The following is a 15,369-nucleotide window of genomic DNA, read 5'->3' as shown; positions in this document are numbered from 1 at the left end:
TCGCTCATAGATCAAAGGATACACCATCTTGAGTATGAAATAATATGGGAATAGGAACTGATATTATAGAAATAAAAAAGGTGGCTATTGCAATATGTAGAAGTGGTGAACCGTTAACTCAGCGATTATTAACTGAATATGAAAGAAACAGTATCGGTAGAATTCATGAAAATTATCATCGTGTTGCAGGGTTTTGGGCTGCTAAAGAAGCCGCTGTAAAAGCAATAGGTACAGGATTTCGTTTGGGGATTTTATTTCATGATATTGAAATAAGGCATGATGAATATGGCGCACCTTGTTATTTTTTTACAGGCCATTTTTCTAATTTATTAAAGCAGAAAAAAATAACCCAATCATTATTAAGTATTTCTCATTGTGATCATTATGCTGTCGCTGTTGCAATTTTTAATTGATGCTTTTATAGGTGTTTTATTATGTTTATATATTCTGATCTAAAGAATAAGAATGTGATTGTTACAGGAGCTAATGGTGATATAGGTATTGCAATTTGCCAGAAATACCTTGAACAGCAGTGTCATGTTTATGCATTATATCACCAAAATAGAAATAACTTAGATAAGCTAAAAAAAGAGAGTGAATATTGTCAGCGCTTACATATATTACAATGTGATATCAATAATGATAAATCAATTCATGATTTTTTAGATAAACTAAAGGCATATGCTAATGCTATTCATATATTAATCAACAATGCAGGTGTGATTAAAGATGAATTATTTTCTGCTATAAATATAAGTGAATTTGAATATGTTATTAAAACCAATTTATTAGGAACTTGTCAATTTACTAAACAGTTATTGCTTTTATTAAGATCGGCAGAAAAAGCGACCATTATTAATGTTGCTTCTATTGCAGGGATTGTTCCAAGTATTGGGCAAAGTAACTATAGCGCCGCTAAGGCTGGAATTATAGGTTTTACTCATACGTTGGCTGCAGAGTTGGCAGGTAAAGGAATTCGAGTCAATGCGGTGGCACCAGGTATGATTGAGTCTGACATGGTCAAAAAAGTGTCACGCCAAGTCGTCCGTCATATTAAATCGGTTATTCCATTACAACGATTGGGAGCAAGTGCTGAAGTTGCCAATACCATTGTATTTTTAAGCTCCGAGGCATCGAGCTATATTGTTGGGCAAACATTAATCGTTGATGGTGGGATGGTGATGCGATGAGAGGTAACCCTTATGAGTCTCTATAATCAATCGTTATTGCCTCCTACACTATTTTTAAAATTAGGCGCATGGCGACAACCGACCATTATGGTTGATAGGATAGTCGATTTTGTCCCTAGTGAAAAACCTATTATCAAAACGATTAAACATGTCACCTTTAATGATCCCTATTTATTAGGACATTTTCCAACCGATCCTGTTATGCCAGGGGTTATGGTGGCGGAAATCTTTGGTCAAACGAGTGAGTATTTATCTTTTATTGATGACTTTTGTTCAATTTATAAAATAGAACACAATATTGAATTAACTACATTTAAAGAAATAGCCAAAGCCCTCAATGAGCCGAGATCAGAACGAATTTTAATTCAGCATCGAAGAAAGATTTCCGGTGTATTGGCCTCACAAAATTTAAGGTATAAAAATGCTGCTTACCCAGGGGATACCATAGAGATAACAAGCATTCTATTATTTTCTGATAAAAGCAATTTTAAACACTATTCTGTTGAGGCAAGAGTGGGAAAGAAAATTATTGCTAATGGCACCATAGTTAATTTCAGAGAATATAATCATTCTGAACAAAATAAAAATTAGGATATTAATAGTATGGAAAATGACGATAAGTTAAATGAAAAAATTGAACAAAGAAAAAAAATGTTAAAGCGAGTCAAAGAAGGGCTTATTGAACGACTCAATTTAAATAAGAGTATTAATCAAATTGATGATGATACTCCGTTATTTGGTAGTGGTTTAAAATTAGATTCTGTTGATGCCACAGAGATAATTGTCTTTCTTAATGATGAATTTAATATTCAAGTTACAGAAGGTGATGATCCTTCTTATATGAGAACAATAAATAGCCTAACAACCTTTATTTTAAATAAACAGCGAGAAAAACAAGAAAAAAATGAGAGTAATAATAATTAAGTTATATCATTTTTATTTATTGGAGATGTTATGAAATACTTTGAAATGGAAAATAAAGCGAATGTATTATTCGGTGAATATAATGGAGTGACACTTCCCAAACGTTATACTAATGAACATGAGGCTTATTTCTCGGTAAGAAATAGCATATTAATGACAGACTTTTCTCATTATGGCATGGTGAAAATTTCTGGTGAAGATGCTTGGCGGTTACTCAATTATCTTATTTCTGCAGACATTTCATCTATTCGTGATGAACAACTACTTTATACATTGTTGCTAGATAAAGAAGGGAAAATAATAAGTGATGCCTATGTACTATGTGATAATGAACACTATTTTTTAATTTCAGAGTGGATGAATAGTGATGCCATATGCCAGCAGATAAAAAAAGTATTAGATAAGCAAGATGAATGGGGTGAATGCTACCTAATTGATGCTATCGCTTCTCTTACTCCAGATTGGCGTATGATCTGTCTAGAAGGCCCCTATGCTTGGGAAATTTTATCTGAAATCGTCGGTATGGATATTATTGGATTACCTTTTCATGAGTTTATGTATGTTGATGAAGATGTCATTACTATGCGTGTTGGTAAACACGGTGAATATTGTTATCACATTATGGGAGATGAAGAGAAGTTAATGTCTATTTGGCGACATTTATGCACTTTATCTGAGAAATTTGATTTAAAGATTGGCGGGGTTGATGATTTAAAAAATATACGACTAGAAAACCCTTGTTGGGAGCCTCAAGTGATTAATCCTTTTAGTCGCTGTCCTATTGAGTTACAAATGCAATGGGCGATTAGTTACGATAAAGATGTATTTATTGGTCAAGATGCAATAAAACAACGTGCTGATAATGGGGTAGATCAGAAAATAGTGGGCGCAAGAATAATTAATATGCCTCAGAATGCTGCAATTTTACAAGGCGATGCAATCTATTACCAAAATGAACAAATAGGCGTAGTTATTCAAGTGGGATACTCTTTTATATTAAAAGAACATATTGCTAGAATATTATTAAAACGAGAATTTGCTTATGTTGATATTGATGACTATAAAATAAAAACGGCTTATGGTGATATTGATTTTATCACAACGAGTATTCCCTTTGTTAATAATTTAAGTTTAATAATTAATCCAACCGAAGATAGTTATCTTGAAAGACATCAATAATGAAAGATTAAATTTATAGCAAAGATATTTATTAAACATAATAAATATTATATAGGAATTAACATGAATAGTAGACGCCGTCGGGTTGTAATAACCGGAATGGGGATTTTATCATCTTTAGCTAAAGATGTGCCTCAATTTAAACAGGTTCTTTTTAATAGACAATGTAATATTAAGCCCAGCCAACGTTATTTAAAATGGTTTAAAAATGCCAATGCATCTGAGATTGAGATGGCATTAGATTATTCAGATATACCGCAGCATATCGCTCGATCACTAGATAATGCGGCATTATGGGCATATCGAGTCTGCAATGAGGCATTACAACAAGCAAACTTAATAGATAATCAGTCTATTTTAGATAATACCGCGATGATCGTGGGCGTCTCTTCAGCAGGAACGGAAGCCTTTCTGCCATTATTTGAACAACATATTGATGATTTTTCGATAAAAAAAGCCATTTTATCCGGTGGATTTTCATCATGTTGTTCGAGTGTATCAAGTCTACTTGGCTTACGTGGTGGCCTTGAATTAGTGGCGACGGCCTGTACCGCAAGCCCTAACGCGATAGGTATGGGGTATGATTATATCCAAAATGGCAAAAATCCTGTTGTGCTAGCGGTCGGAACAGAACCCATTTATCTTCCTACCTTTGCGGGTTTTTATGCCCTTAATGTGATGAAAACAACACCAACTTCCCCATTTTCAGGTACTCCTGGTATGTCTATTGGTGAAGGTGCTGGGGCGTTAGTATTAGAAGATTATCAACATGCGGTTGAACGTGGTGCGACAATATATGGTGAAATTGTCTCTTACGCGACATCTTGTGATGCTTACCATGAAACTAGCCCTGATCCTCGAGGAAATGGTGCAGTGCAAGTTATGTATAAAGCACTGGATAATGCGGGTATTACTCCTAATGATATTGATTATATAAATGTGCATGGTACAGGTACTGAAGCAAATGATCGCATTGAAACCATGTCGATGAAAAAAGTATTTCCTAATATTTATCATATCCCATTAAGTTCAACAAAATCTTATGTTGGTCATAATATTGGTGCTGCGGGTATTGTTGAAATCATCGCGTGTTTTATTTGTTTAGCCGAAGATAAACTTCCCCCTACATTAAATTTCACTCAGCCAAGGCATAGCTGTGATTTAAATTATGTACCGAATTTCTTTCAAGATAAAAAAGTAAAATTTTTTATGAAGAATAATTATGCTTTTGGAGGAAATAACTGCTCTATTATCGCAAGCCCTTATATTACAGATAAAACACCGACGGAATATAAAGCTAAAAAAGTGGTTATTACCGGGGTGGGGGCGATTACGTCTATTGGCAATAATATAATGGAGATAATAACAGCGATTTTGGCAGGAGATAAAACAGGTACATTAAAACCTATTGTATTTGCGAGTGATGTGCAGAAAGATATCGACAATTTGATGTCTGTTGTCATAAAAGATAATGATTTTGAGCAATCGTTAGGACATCCTTATTTTGATCTCGACATTGATCATCGCTTAAAAAATAACGCCTGTTATCATGCTATCACTGATGTTAATCCGAAAAAAACATTACGTTATTATGATCCAAGAAAAGCTATTCCTAGCGGGACTTATGCTTTATTCGCTTTAAATGAAGCACTTGCTAATGCTGGACGCAAAATTAAACGTGATGGTGATAACTTAGGTTTTATTGTTGGAATGTCAAAAGGGCCACAAAGTACCGTTAATCGTTATTTACAAAGTTTAATTCCTGATCCGCAAAAAGTAAGAACATCAGAATTTCCTGGTACTTTAATGAATGCAGTACCGACATTTTGTGCCATCACAGAGGGAATAAAAGGTTATACCACGACATTGGCAACAGGGGTTAATGCTGCATTAGGAGCGTTAACTTATGGTTATGAAATTATCAGGCAAGATCTACAACCTCAGGTAATTGTCGGAGGGGCAGATGAGCACTTCAGTTCTATTTCACTCTATTTTCAAGCGATGAGTAAGAAAGTTAATCTGACCAAGAATGCGACAGATTATCAGGTTTATTCTAATGCAAGTGCCGGCTATATCCCCGGAGAAGGGGCAGGGATGTTATTTCTTGAAGATAAAGAGTATGCCAAGCAACGAGGCGCTAAAATTTATGCTGAAATTATTGGCTACGGTAAAGCGAATGATAATACTTTTTTAGTAGACGAAAATATTACTGATAGAGTGGCCGCCTTATGTAAGGCTATCCAACAAGCATTATCTGAGGCGCAACTCAGTTGCCAAGATATTGATATTATCTGTGGTACCAGTGATGGTAATAAAGAGAATGATGAAGTTGAAATCCGTGCGATTCGGCAACTATTTTATCAAGCGGCAAATCATGTACCAGTAGTTAATTACAATGCCTTTTTTGGTTTAGTTGAATCATGCGCTGGGATATTGGCGATCTCTTTAGTGATTCATATGATGCAAAGCAACACGATAATACCTATTCCTTATACAAAAAGTTTTATAGCTGATGATATTCATTTTGTTACCCAACCGATTAATAAGCAGATAGAAACTGCTTTAGTTCTTGGTTCATCAGAAGGATGTAACCACTATGCAATTATCATCAGGAAACCGTTATGAAAAATGTTGCGATAAGTGGATGGGAACTTAATTTACCTTCAATAGTAAATTTTGAACAACTTTCTGAACAACTCTTATTAAAAAGAACAATTAAAACAGAGAAATACTTCTCTGATGATTATTTTGTAGAATATTTTAAATTTAATCATAATCCGGCGGTGATCCCCTATCAAAATATTCCCAATGATCATTTTGAAATATTAACGCGATTAATTCATAACAGTTTAAAACGGGCTAATATCACCCTAGAAAAGCTTCGCGCTTCACGTACCATAATGTATCTTGCAGGTCACGGGCCTAGAGCCGATTTTATGGATTACCAAGGGTTTTATGATAAAAACGATGCCGAAGATGTTCAATATTCTCCGCAGATAAAATCACTCCATGCAGCCTCTTTTGCACAGGATGAATTAGCGAATAAATTGTGGGCTGAATATCAGTTAGATTTTCCACCTATCCCTATCTATTGTGCCAGTAATTCTGCGTTAATGGCTGTGCATATAGGACATAATGAAATAAGCCAAGATATGGCGGATATTGTAATAGTATTGTCGTGGAATAGCTTACTTTTACAAGATATAGCCTTTATGGATAGCCAAGGCATGTTAGTTGAAGCGCACGCTCAACCTTTGAGTAAATACAGTGATGGGGTCACCTTATCAGATGGTTATGCCGTGATGATTTTAGAAAGCCAACAACAGATAAACTCGAGACAATATCTTGCACCTGCTTATATCTATCATTCCGTTTTTATGCAAAGTAATGCTGAACGGACAATGGGAGGCACATTATTTAACTTTTATACAATATCAAAAGTGATTTCTCAGCTTCTCGATCTTAGTCATTATTTACCAAGTGATATTGGTGCTATTTTTATTCATGGTAATGGTTCGATTATTAGTGATAAAGCTGAGACGGTAGCTATTACTAACATCTTTAAACAACCCATCCCTATTATTAGCTATAAAGGGCAGATAGGTTATATTTCTAATTGCTCTGGTATTATTGATTTAATGATTATAGCTGATTCATTAAAAAATAATCGATTGATCCCCTCAACTACACATTATCCAATAGATGATGGAATGGAGGTTAATTTCCTCACTAATCAAGAGTGTGTGAACTATAGCGCTAAACCTATTTTAAAAATCGGCTTAGGTATGGATGGCTCTATTATTGCCATGTTATTAATCGCAAATGGAGAGCAAGGATGAGGCGATTATTACCCTATGATGCTATTAATTTGGCCGCTTATGCTTTTTTTGAGCCACAAGAGCCACTGATCCCTTTTATTCCTTCATGGTATAACGTATGGGAATCTCATATGTTACGTTTAGCGGGTAAAAAAAGCGCAGGAAAAAGTTGGAGTTTTCAACGCTATGGGGTCAATCATGATATGTATCTACGTGAAGGAATAAGAAAAACAAATTGTCGTCCTTACCTATCTGCAATAGAGCATGTGGTCGATCATGCTGTTGGTCAATTAGATACAAAATCACAATTCCTCTTAAAAAAAGAGCGAAATGGACTGATTTATATTGATGCATGGGGAGAGCTAACTGCTTTCGAGCAGATAGATAGTTTAAGAGATGTGTTCACTCTTAATATTATTCCTAGAAATATCGTAAAAAAATACAGTATAAAAAATTTCTCTTGCAAAATAAGAGGCGAACGTAATGGTATGATGTCGGCACTATTATTAGCACAAAAGCTCATTAATAGTGATTTACTTGATAATATATTTATTTGTGGTGGTTTTCGGGCTGTACCAATTTTATCTTTTAGTGAAATAGAAAGACAACCGATAACCCTTTTTTTCAAGCCTAATACATTGGAAAATATAAATAGTATTGAAAGAGTCGCCTGCATCATTATCAATAAAAAACAGTGTTCAGATATTTCGATTTCTATCAATCATTATTTTTCTATGAGTCAAAATAGAAAAAAGGCAATAAAGCAATTAGTTAAAAATTGGCACCGTTGTATTAATAAACAGACGGGTTCAATTTATATAACTGCGTTACTGACTTATAAATATATTTCTATACTTGAAACCGCATTCACAGCGTTACCTGTTAATCTTAATTGCTATTTTTTAAATTGTCTTTATGGTGATAGTGGGTTTATCACACCGGCTCTTATGTTCGATCATTTACAAAAAGCAGCAGATAGTGCCTCTCATTACCTTTTGAGTGCGTTTGATGGAGAAAATGGTGTTTGGCTGGTTGATTGTTGGAAACAATAATAAGGTATTTTATGTATGGAATAACAAAAGCACGCCAATTAGCACTATTTTCACTAACAAATATTAATAAATTTAATCATGATAAAAGTAATGCTGAAATAATTTTTAAAAATCTCACATTCGATATTAATAATGAGCATTTTACATTAATAAAATATCAACAAGAGAATGAAAAGAATGCATTGTTTGATATTATTTCAGGAGTTGATATTCAATATACTGGTTATACTTATTTTTTAGGTAACTATATAAATATTCTAGATGAAAAGCAGCGAGCTTTATTAAGGAATAGAATGATCGGTTTTGTTTTCAAAGAAAATTACTTTTTTAATCATTGTAATGTATTTGATAATATTTATTATTCAGTAGTCGATCATAAAGATAAAAAAAAGCTAAAGAATAATATTATAAATACACTTAAATCTATGGGCATAGAAAAACTCTATAATAAAACCCCAAAATCGTTATCAACAGATCAATTGCTAAAGGTTGCCTTTAGCAGAGCTTTAGTGAAAAAACCTAAGTGTATCATTGCTAATTATAATAATGATTGTTTCAGTCAGAATAACTTTGATTATTTTATCCAATTATTATCACAAGTACATAAAGATTTATCTATACCAATATTATTAATCACTAATTGTAATCATCTAAACATGACTGTAGATAAAATTATAACGCTTAAACATGGAGAGTTATATGATGGGGAGAAAACTTAATTGTATCGGTATTATTTTAATAATAATTTCTCTATTGCTCTCGCAAGTAGAGAGTAAAATAGACATTAAAAATAGTGATAAACGTTTTTTATTATTTATATCACTGAATACATTTACTGCCAGTGATAAATTGACCTCATTAATTTCAGAGTTAGAATACAGTATAAAACAAGGTGATCATCCATTTGATAAAGTCATTTATGGTTATGTTAGTGTATTTTTATCCGCTTATTATCATAAAAATAAAGCTTATTCTCAGGCTGCACAGACAATAAAAAAGGCCTTTTTTTATCTTGATGAAGTTGTTGAAAAAAATCCAACTAATTGGCGGTTGATCTATCTAAGATTAAGAATGGATGCTTTTACACCTCGTTATTTAGGGCGCTGTGTGGTGGCTAAAAAAGACAGTCAGCAATTACTTGAGAATATTAATATCAATAGTGAACTTATACCCATGATTAACTATATGTATGCGCGTGCATTATTTAGTTGTGAGCAAGTGACACAAGCAAAAAAGATCATGGCTCAATTACTTCAAGAAAATGAAGCGAGTAAAAAAATTGCTCGATATAGTTTCACTAGCGTTCCTCCTTGGTTATCTATTGAAAAGACCGCGGTTATTCAACCAATAACATTAGAGAGTGATTAATGGAAAATATTATTATATTCATCTCAATATTTATTTTGATAGTATTACTTTCTAGTTCATTATCTTGGTTTTATATCAAATACACATTAGGGTTACTTTATATAACCCTTAGCCATTTTTATCGAAATTTATGTTTTATCGTTTTACTCTGTGTCGCCATCTCGATTTTGGAGGGTTTTTATCATCACCTCACGCTACTGCTCAAAGAGCAAGTAGCATATTCCAATTTAGGGCATATCGAAATTTATAAAAAAGATAATAAACAGGATATTACTGATAAGAAAGATTATTTGGAAATAACCAATGCTGAAGAAATCATCCATTTATTAACTTATGATAAGCAGTTATTAGAAAAAATTCAGGTAATTTCACCACAAATTATTTTTTCAGGCATGATAGAAAATGTTATCAATAAAAAAACAGTATTGTTTTCTGGCCTAGCTATCGAGCCTAAGTCATTATTAACCATAGGAGCATACGATCTAACTGTTTCAGGGAGTGAATTGTCTCATGTCAGAAGAACAGAAATCACGATAGATAAGTTTATTGCTGATGCTATAAATATAAACTATGGGGATTTAGTTAATGTTGTATTTATTCATAATAATGAAAAAATGGTATTACCAACTTATGTACGTGGTATTTTTAACACACAAATAAATAGTTATCCTTATGCCATGATCAAAATTCCATTAGAAACACTACAATATATAAAAAAAAGTAAAAGTGTCTCAAAAATAAATATTCTATTAAAAAATGTGCATGATATGGATAGCGTAATAGCTAAAATAACAAGGATTAATAAAGAAAAATCTTTAAATTTGCAAGTGATCCCTGTTATTGAGAGACAAAGTTATATTATTTCTATTGTGACATTCTTTAAGTGGTCAATGCTATTATTGTATAGCATTATTGCTATTTATTATTATTTTTTAGTGAATAAAATCATTATCATCACTATCAAAAAAGCTATTGGTGATCTGTTCGAATTTAATCGATTAGGTATTTGGCGAGGTAGTTTTTCTCGATTATTTATTTTATTGGCTATTTTTATGACTATAACAATTTCTATAACGATATTATTAATTAATCAGCTATTATCTTGGTTGATTAATTTGAAACAAATCAATATTTCTTTATCTGATAATAATAGCTATTCATTAATGATCCCTTGGCTATGGCAATATGATGCTATGTTTAAAATCCCTCTATTATTATTTTTTTCCGCAACAATCGCTTCGTGTAACTCTATTTTTAAAGTTAGCCACTATTTACAAAAATATCAAAAAAATAATATTACTATTTAGGAGTATGGTCTATGCCATTGAGAGAGAAAAAGTATCACCAAAATCAAGAGAGCATTTTATTTTTTCCAGGTCAGGGTAGGCCTTATTTAGGTATGGGAAATAGGGTATATCGTGACGTTCCATCAATAAAAGAAGTATGGAATTGTGCGAGTGAAATAGCAGGGTTCGATGTAAGGACGGTTTGTTTAAAAGGGCCCATGAATAAATTGGTACAAACCTGTTATCAGCAAGTGGCGTTAACAACTATCAATATTGCTTCTCTTTATTTACTGCGTGAGCATTGTTGTGTGAATGAGGCGGGTTATTCAGGGCACAGCGCTGGAGAATATTCAGCGTTATTTGCGGCGAACGTACTGGAACTTGAATCTGTCTTTAAGTTAATTAGTTATCGCGCATCTATCATGCAACAGCTCGCTAAGAATAACAAAGGGGTAATGTATGTTGTTAAAAATTGCTCTTATCAGACGTTATCAACATTGATCGACCAGCAAGATCTCGCCACAAAGGTGAATATTTGCTGTGATAACAGTGAACTTCACCAAGTTATTGGGGGGGAGTATGCAAGTGTACGTAAGGTTGTTAATCAATTAGCTAATATGAAAATAGAAACGAATAAATTAGCCGTTAATGGTGCTTGGCACACTGAATTGATGAGCGAAGGGAAAAATTTACTTGCTCACTTTTTACAGACAATCCCTTTTTCAATCCCAGATAAACCCCTAGTGATGAATGTTTCTGCTGAGATTGTTAGCGATATTGAGACAATTAAACAGAATTTAGTTAATCAACTCACAGAAACCGTAAGATGGACAGCAACTATGGCGCTATGGTGTCATTTAGGCTATCACAATTTTATTGAACTTGGTGATAGCAAGTCATTGTATTATTTAGCGAAAAATTCACATACGCTAAAAGATAAAAATATATTGCATGTTAATGATTATATTTAATTATCTTATATAGGAGCAATTATGTTGCCTAATTATCATTATTATATGCAAGCGCATCATCATACTATGCTAACACCTATTTATATCGCCTCGATAGTATTAAGTTTATGCTTTATTAATAATTATAATGAGTTAAGTTTTTGGTTATTATTTATGGGTAACTTTGCTATTTTTATTGTCATCTTACTCAGTGCAGTGATGAATGAGCGAATATATTGGCGATACTGTCTCTTTTCTGAAAAGTTTTATTTAAAAAATAATAATAAAAGCGATATAAAAAGGACGATAATATCACGTTATTTTACTGTTTTTTCGTTAAGCTATATAATTGGGGTTATAATAATATTTCTTGTTACCTCTTATTTAATCGAGATTGTTTTTGATAGCCAAATATATATTATTATTTTTCTTGGTTTTTTCTTGTCACCATTAATGATATGGTTTTTTATGTATTTTTTGATCAAGTTTTATGTCAGTTGTTCAATTCATTATTTGAATAACTTTTCTTTATATAGCCGTGAGAAGAAAAAATTTAACATATCCTATCTTATTGTTAATGAGGTTTTTTTAAGTTTACTTGTTAATTTTCCTATTGTTTTTCCGCTCCAGAACAGTGCTACTTTCTCGTTAGAGCAAGGTTATCTTAATATTGAGTTTATTGTTGCATTAATCATTCTTTTATATAGTGTTCTGTTTGTTATGCTTTTTTTATCGAAGGCGAGTAAAATTAATTACCTAATGGGGATGATTATCTGTTATAGCTTTGAAGAAGATTTTGCTGAGGTAAAAAAAAGAGGCCTGTTTTGCCGTGTATTATGGTTTCTGATTTTGATCCCTTTAGGTACATTGTTACTCTGTTTATTATTCTATTTGCTGAATATAAAAGAGAATTTCTTTTTAATTTATTCGGTGAGTTTATCTTTAGTTATTTATCTTTATTTTATTGAGCGGAGAAATAAACTCTATCAGGAATTTATATTAGCATTTGATATGATCTTACGTTTAAAAGCACTAAAAAATTTTAAGGAGTAAGACATTGTGATGGTTATTATTTAATCCCCTAATCAATATTATTAGGGGATGAATAAGTTAAATAATTTTTTCACTCAGTGAAGGCTTTTTATTAGGGATAACATATTGCCAAAAAGAGCGTTTTTCTTTTTGGGTGGTAAATAATTTCCCCACTCGGTTGGCAATTAACTCTAATGAAAAACAGAGCACAAAGTAAATAAAGGCAACAAATAAAAAAACTTCCATCGGGTACACCATGCTGCGATTATTAACTTGTGTTGCTAAGAATGAGAGTTCACCGACACCTACAACATAAGCGAGGGAAGTATCTTTAATTAAGGCTATCCATTGATTGATAAAAGAGGGCACCATCATACGTAATGCTTGTGGTAACACGATATACCAAAGCGTCTGCCAGCGATTAAATCCTAATGATAAACCTGCTTGCCATTGCCCTTTGCCAATAGCGAGAATACCGGCTTTAACACCATGAGCGATATAAGAGGAGGTAATAAGTGCTAGAGCACAGATCACAGTGGTTATCTCAGGAATTTCCATTCCTAATACCACGGGTAATAGAAAATAGAGCCAAAAAATCAGCATAATGACCGGAATAGCACGGAAAAAACCTAAAAAAGCGGCAAATAAGTTAACCCATACCCCTTTAAGCATGGCGAGAGCGATCCCCCCAAGCGTCCCTAATATAATAGATACAATACCGGCGATCACACTAATAAATATAGTTAAAGCCGCACCTTCTAATGGCCCATCAGGATACGCGCCAAAAAGTAGATACTGCCAATTATCAGCAATAACAGTAAAGTCCATATCAATATCCTTGCGCTAATTTTCGTTGCTGATGCCATTGCCCCCAAGCTTCCATTAATGCAATGGCAGCGATATACAGTATGGTGGCGACGCCGAACGCTTCAAAAGTACGCAATGATTCAGTTTCAACTTGCCTTGAAGCATAAGAAAGCTCTGCGACACCTATGGCCATAGTGAGAGAGGAGTTTTTGATAATATTCATATATTGACCCAACAATGGCGGAAGGGCGATACGAAAAGCTTGCGGTAAAATGACATAACGCATGGATTGCCAGTGGGTTAATCCTAACGCTAAAGCTGCATATTTTTGGCCTTGTCTGACTCCCTGTATTCCTGCTCTTAGCTCTTGGGCAATAAAAGGTACAGAGTAAAAGGTAAGCCCAATAATACCGGCTAAAAATTCAAAAGAGGGCCAAGAGAGCGTTAAGCCAAATAAAGAAAGTTCATGTGGGGTGTTAAGCCATATCATGGCCGTTTGTGGCAATAGTTCACCAGAAGCAAAATACCAAAAGAAGAGCTGAACCAATAATGGGGTATTACGAAAGAGTGAAGTATAAATGGCCGCACACCAACGTAATGGCGCGATATGGCTATCATAGGCAGCACTGAGAAGAAAACCTAGTAATGTGGCAATAATGATAGTCCAGAAAGAGATAAGCAAGGTGATTAAAAAACCTTGCCACAGCCAACTTAAGTAGTGAGGCTCAAGAAGATAGTGAGAAAGAAACTGCGCAAACATAATTATTACCTATTGCAGACGCCAAACCCCGCAGTAGCGGGGTTGGTGTTTTATCAATAAATCATCGCGATGAATTAAATCGTTATTTGCTCTACCATTAGGATTGAGGCGCTTGCTCAGAAAGTGGGGCAAACTTAAAGTCACCACGAGGTTGAGCGGACTTAGTATCTGGGCCAAACCAACGATTATAAATTTCGTCTGCTTTGCCTTCTTTCTCTAATCTTAATAGCGTGTTATTAATCTCGTTAATTAAACGCTGTTCACCTTTAGCTGCGGCAACGGCTTGATATTCTCGTGTAATACTAAAGGGCGATATTTCAAAATCAGCTTTGATTTTCTCAGGTAAATTAGCTAATAACCCTACTAATTTAGCATCATCTTGGGTTATCGCTTGTACATTGCCATTGCGTAATGCGGCAAACGCAAGAGGGGTATCGTCATAGGAGATGACTTTAGTTTCAGGATAGCGTTCACGTAAGGTAATTTCCTGTACGGTGCCTTTGTCAGCCCCAATGCGTAATGACGCAATTTGCTCAGGGCTGGTTAATACGCCTTTGCGCGCGATAAATTTCTGTCCAGTAGCAAAATAAGGTACAGAGAAATCGACTTGTTTTGCTCGCTCTTCGGTAATGGTGAAGTTGGCGGCAATTAAATCGACTTTTTTGGCGCTAAGTAGTGGAATACGGTTAGCTGGGTTAGTTGGACGTAATTCCAATTTTACCCCGAGATCTTTGGCAATTTCATTCGCAATATCTGCATCATAACCTGCCAATTTTTTGGTTTGTGGATCGATAAAACCAAACGGTGGGTTACTATCAAAAATAGCAATGCGTACCACACCTGCCTGTTTTATATCGTCTAATTTATCGGCTTTTGCCAGACCAGAAAAAAGCACTGAGCCAGCAATTAATGCCGTTGCCAAAACACGTAATTTCATTATTCACCCCAAAAAAAGTATTCTCATTGTTATGTTGGCTATCACGCTATCAAGTTGTTCTAAGTT

At 33.9% G+C, this 15,369-nt stretch carries 16 protein-coding genes; 13 read left to right on the top strand and 3 right to left on the bottom strand.

What is annotated here, in order from left to right; genetic code table 11:
• The first annotated feature begins 44 nt into the window (after window positions 1–44).
• The 13 genes from acpS (at window position 45) to ACYUCW_RS00255 (ending at window position 12,820) form a co-directional block, all read left to right on the top strand.
• Window positions 45–413 carry a holo-ACP synthase gene (gene acpS, locus ACYUCW_RS00315; RefSeq protein ID WP_004246770.1) on the top strand — a complete coding sequence of 123 codons (369 nt, stop codon included), beginning with the start codon at window positions 45–47 and terminating at the stop codon, window positions 411–413.
• Window positions 414–434: 21 nt separating this feature from the next.
• Window positions 435–1,190, top strand: coding sequence for an SDR family oxidoreductase (locus ACYUCW_RS00310; protein ID WP_004250039.1), 756 nt, complete (start codon window positions 435–437; stop codon window positions 1,188–1,190).
• A 12-nt stretch (window positions 1,191–1,202) separates the two neighbouring features.
• On the top strand, window positions 1,203–1,781 hold the full coding sequence (locus tag ACYUCW_RS00305; RefSeq protein ID WP_004250041.1) for a hotdog family protein: 579 nt from the start codon (window positions 1,203–1,205) through the stop codon (window positions 1,779–1,781).
• Window positions 1,782–1,793: 12 nt separating this feature from the next.
• Complete coding sequence (locus ACYUCW_RS00300) at window positions 1,794–2,114, top strand: acyl carrier protein (RefSeq protein WP_004246773.1); 321 nt, start codon at window positions 1,794–1,796, stop codon at window positions 2,112–2,114.
• Between the two features lie 30 nt (window positions 2,115–2,144).
• On the top strand, window positions 2,145–3,293 hold the full coding sequence (locus ACYUCW_RS00295) for an aminomethyltransferase family protein (RefSeq protein ID WP_004250043.1): 1,149 nt from the start codon (window positions 2,145–2,147) through the stop codon (window positions 3,291–3,293).
• A 63-nt stretch (window positions 3,294–3,356) separates the two neighbouring features.
• A complete protein-coding gene (locus ACYUCW_RS00290) occupies window positions 3,357–5,918 on the top strand; it encodes a beta-ketoacyl-[acyl-carrier-protein] synthase family protein (RefSeq protein ID WP_036972128.1) in 2,562 nt (853 codons plus the stop codon).
• Window positions 5,915–7,132, top strand: coding sequence for a beta-ketoacyl synthase N-terminal-like domain-containing protein (locus ACYUCW_RS00285; protein WP_004246776.1), 1,218 nt, complete (start codon window positions 5,915–5,917; stop codon window positions 7,130–7,132). The genes ACYUCW_RS00290 and ACYUCW_RS00285 overlap by 4 nt, the downstream gene beginning before the upstream one ends.
• Window positions 7,129–8,163 (top strand): ATP-binding protein, encoded by a 1,035-nt coding sequence (locus ACYUCW_RS00280; RefSeq protein ID WP_163748116.1) that lies wholly within the window; start codon window positions 7,129–7,131, stop codon window positions 8,161–8,163. The genes ACYUCW_RS00285 and ACYUCW_RS00280 overlap by 4 nt, the downstream gene beginning before the upstream one ends.
• Before the next feature lie 11 nt (window positions 8,164–8,174).
• Complete coding sequence (locus ACYUCW_RS00275; RefSeq protein ID WP_004249068.1) at window positions 8,175–8,882, top strand: ATP-binding cassette domain-containing protein; 708 nt, start codon at window positions 8,175–8,177, stop codon at window positions 8,880–8,882.
• Window positions 8,863–9,531: a hypothetical protein gene (locus tag ACYUCW_RS00270; protein ID WP_121910277.1), complete on the top strand. Its 669-nt coding sequence runs from the start codon at window positions 8,863–8,865 to the stop codon at window positions 9,529–9,531. The genes ACYUCW_RS00275 and ACYUCW_RS00270 overlap by 20 nt, the downstream gene beginning before the upstream one ends.
• On the top strand, window positions 9,531–10,838 hold the full coding sequence (locus ACYUCW_RS00265) for an ABC transporter permease family protein (RefSeq protein WP_036895758.1): 1,308 nt from the start codon (window positions 9,531–9,533) through the stop codon (window positions 10,836–10,838). The genes ACYUCW_RS00270 and ACYUCW_RS00265 overlap by 1 nt, the downstream gene beginning before the upstream one ends.
• A gap of 11 nt (window positions 10,839–10,849) precedes the next feature.
• The gene (locus ACYUCW_RS00260; protein WP_012368540.1) at window positions 10,850–11,788 is read left to right on the top strand and encodes an ACP S-malonyltransferase; all 939 of its coding nucleotides are present in this window, start codon (window positions 10,850–10,852) and stop codon (window positions 11,786–11,788) included.
• A gap of 21 nt (window positions 11,789–11,809) precedes the next feature.
• On the top strand, window positions 11,810–12,820 hold the full coding sequence (locus ACYUCW_RS00255; protein ID WP_163748114.1) for a hypothetical protein: 1,011 nt from the start codon (window positions 11,810–11,812) through the stop codon (window positions 12,818–12,820).
• 57 nt (window positions 12,821–12,877) lie between these two features.
• Here the strand turns inward: ACYUCW_RS00255 and ACYUCW_RS00250 are convergent, their stop codons facing one another.
• From ACYUCW_RS00250 to ACYUCW_RS00240, 3 genes are all read right to left on the bottom strand, one after another.
• Complete coding sequence (locus ACYUCW_RS00250; RefSeq protein WP_004249073.1) at window positions 12,878–13,627, bottom strand: amino acid ABC transporter permease; 750 nt, start codon at window positions 13,625–13,627, stop codon at window positions 12,878–12,880.
• A 1-nt stretch (window position 13,628) separates the two neighbouring features.
• The gene (locus ACYUCW_RS00245) at window positions 13,629–14,366 is read right to left on the bottom strand and encodes an amino acid ABC transporter permease (protein ID WP_004246784.1); all 738 of its coding nucleotides are present in this window, start codon (window positions 14,364–14,366) and stop codon (window positions 13,629–13,631) included.
• Window positions 14,367–14,463: 97 nt separating this feature from the next.
• Window positions 14,464–15,303 (bottom strand): ABC transporter substrate-binding protein, encoded by an 840-nt coding sequence (locus ACYUCW_RS00240; RefSeq protein WP_004249074.1) that lies wholly within the window; start codon window positions 15,301–15,303, stop codon window positions 14,464–14,466.
• Window positions 15,304–15,369 lie beyond the last annotated feature (66 nt).

It is taken from the genome of Proteus sp. MB838 (assembly GCF_054767435.1).
The sequence above is the reverse complement of the archived record's forward strand: the minus strand, read 5'-3'. Positions and strand labels throughout refer to the sequence as shown.

What these genes read in the sequence shown, in the direction of transcription:
- ACYUCW_RS00240 (WP_004249074.1), bottom strand. Translation starts at nt 15,303, where the DNA reads ATGAAATTACGTGTTTTGGCAACGGCATTAATTGCTGGCTCAGTGCTT.
- ACYUCW_RS00300 (WP_004246773.1), top strand. Translation starts at nt 1,794, where the DNA reads ATGGAAAATGACGATAAGTTAAATGAAAAAATTGAACAAAGAAAAAAA.
- ACYUCW_RS00245 (WP_004246784.1), bottom strand. Translation starts at nt 14,366, where the DNA reads ATGTTTGCGCAGTTTCTTTCTCACTATCTTCTTGAGCCTCACTACTTA.
- ACYUCW_RS00260 (WP_012368540.1), top strand. Translation starts at nt 10,850, where the DNA reads ATGCCATTGAGAGAGAAAAAGTATCACCAAAATCAAGAGAGCATTTTA.
- acpS (WP_004246770.1), top strand. Translation starts at nt 45, where the DNA reads ATGGGAATAGGAACTGATATTATAGAAATAAAAAAGGTGGCTATTGCA.
- ACYUCW_RS00265 (WP_036895758.1), top strand. Translation starts at nt 9,531, where the DNA reads ATGGAAAATATTATTATATTCATCTCAATATTTATTTTGATAGTATTA.
- ACYUCW_RS00270 (WP_121910277.1), top strand. Translation starts at nt 8,863, where the DNA reads ATGATGGGGAGAAAACTTAATTGTATCGGTATTATTTTAATAATAATT.
- ACYUCW_RS00305 (WP_004250041.1), top strand. Translation starts at nt 1,203, where the DNA reads ATGAGTCTCTATAATCAATCGTTATTGCCTCCTACACTATTTTTAAAA.
- ACYUCW_RS00290 (WP_036972128.1), top strand. Translation starts at nt 3,357, where the DNA reads ATGAATAGTAGACGCCGTCGGGTTGTAATAACCGGAATGGGGATTTTA.
- ACYUCW_RS00295 (WP_004250043.1), top strand. Translation starts at nt 2,145, where the DNA reads ATGAAATACTTTGAAATGGAAAATAAAGCGAATGTATTATTCGGTGAA.
- ACYUCW_RS00275 (WP_004249068.1), top strand. Translation starts at nt 8,175, where the DNA reads ATGTATGGAATAACAAAAGCACGCCAATTAGCACTATTTTCACTAACA.
- ACYUCW_RS00285 (WP_004246776.1), top strand. Translation starts at nt 5,915, where the DNA reads ATGAAAAATGTTGCGATAAGTGGATGGGAACTTAATTTACCTTCAATA.
- ACYUCW_RS00310 (WP_004250039.1), top strand. Translation starts at nt 435, where the DNA reads ATGTTTATATATTCTGATCTAAAGAATAAGAATGTGATTGTTACAGGA.
- ACYUCW_RS00280 (WP_163748116.1), top strand. Translation starts at nt 7,129, where the DNA reads ATGAGGCGATTATTACCCTATGATGCTATTAATTTGGCCGCTTATGCT.
- ACYUCW_RS00255 (WP_163748114.1), top strand. Translation starts at nt 11,810, where the DNA reads ATGTTGCCTAATTATCATTATTATATGCAAGCGCATCATCATACTATG.
- ACYUCW_RS00250 (WP_004249073.1), bottom strand. Translation starts at nt 13,627, where the DNA reads ATGGACTTTACTGTTATTGCTGATAATTGGCAGTATCTACTTTTTGGC.